At 64.4% G+C, this 1,397-nt stretch carries 1 protein-coding gene; it reads right to left on the bottom strand.

The window, feature by feature from the left end:
- Nucleotides 1-1,277: NAD(P)/FAD-dependent oxidoreductase (locus tag C1D09_RS31725; RefSeq protein ID WP_143977882.1), on the bottom strand; the 1,277-nt coding region annotated here is incomplete at its 3' end.
- Nucleotides 1,278-1,397: the final 120 nt, after the last annotated feature.

Genomic DNA, 1,397 nt, shown 5'->3' with positions numbered 1-1,397 from the left:
ACCTTGATCTGCTTGAGCTTGTCGATCCCAAGCGCCTGCAACGCGAGGCGCTCATAGAAGGGTTCGGACTTGCCGGCCCTTATCTTGTGCAGGAAATACTTCTCGAAACCGACCTTGGCGGTGTGCACCCATTTGCCGGAGGACGACCAGTTGACATTGCGCGGCGGGATTTGCGGCTGCGCCACGAAGGCGACGCCGGAATCGCCGAAATCGGCGAGGCAGACCGCATTCCATGTGCCCTGGGCGTCAGGCTGCTTGCCCTCCACCAGCCGGCTGATGTTGCGCGCCGTCGCCGTGACCATGGATTCGATCATGAAGCCGGTCTTGGGTACGCCAACGGGGACCGGTGTCTTGCCGATCGGCGGGATGGCGACGCAGACGCCGACCGCAAATATTTCGGGGAACGCCGGGTTGCGCTGATGCTTGTCGACAAGGATGAAGCCGCGCGGGTTGGTCAGGCCCTCGATGCCGCGCACCGCCGCCACGCCACGGAAAGCCGGCAGCATCATGGCATAGGCATGCGGCAATTCATGCGCCTGCCTGACCGACCCGTCGTCAGCGAGTTCCTGGACGAACATAGTGCCGGGCTCGACCTTTTCGACCTTGGCGTTGCAGATCCACTTGATGTGATGCTGGCGCATCTCGCTCTCGAGCAGGCCCTTGGTGTCGCCGACGCCGTCGAGCCCGAGATGGCCGATATACGGTTCGGAGGTGACGAAGGTCATGGGCACGCGGTCGCGCACCCTGGCGTCGCGCAGGGCCTTGTCGAGGATGAAGGTGAATTCGTAAGCCGGCCCGAAGCAGGACGCGCCCTGGACCGCGCCGATGACGACCGGGCCCGGCTTGGCGACGAGCGCGTCGAAGGCCGTCCTGGCCTTGAGCGCGTGGTCGACGTGGCAGACGGACTGAGTGTTGTGCTCCGGTCCAAGGCCCTCGATCTCGTCGAAAGCGAGTTCGGGGCCGGTGGCGATCACCAGATAGTCGTAGGCGAGGGTTGAGCCGTCGTTGAGTTCCACCGTGCGCTCGACGGGGTGGACGCGCTTGGCGCCCTGCGGATGAAAACCTATCTTGCGACGCGCCAGCACCGGAGCAAGGTCGATCTCGACCGCTTGCCTGTCGCGCCAGCCGACGGCGACCCAAGGGTTGGACGGCACGAATGAATAGTGGCTGCCATTGTTGACGACGGAAACCCGGTGTTGCCCGGCCAGTCCCTCGCGAAGCTCGTAGGCCATGATGGTGCCACCCAGCCCGGCACCCAAGACGACAACATGCGCCATGTTCTTTCCTCCTTCGCGGCGTGGCCGTTAGCGCAACGCCGACTTTGCGGTTCCCGCGCAGGGAGCGGCATCGGCTCATCCTGCGTCATTGTTGCCGGCCGCGACTTGATGCGGATCAAC

The sequence above is a fragment of the Mesorhizobium intechi genome, from assembly GCF_002879535.1.
Classification (GTDB): domain Bacteria; phylum Pseudomonadota; class Alphaproteobacteria; order Rhizobiales; family Rhizobiaceae; genus Mesorhizobium; species Mesorhizobium intechi.
Note: the sequence above shows the minus strand (reverse complement) of the source record. Positions and strands in the feature narration are given on the sequence as shown.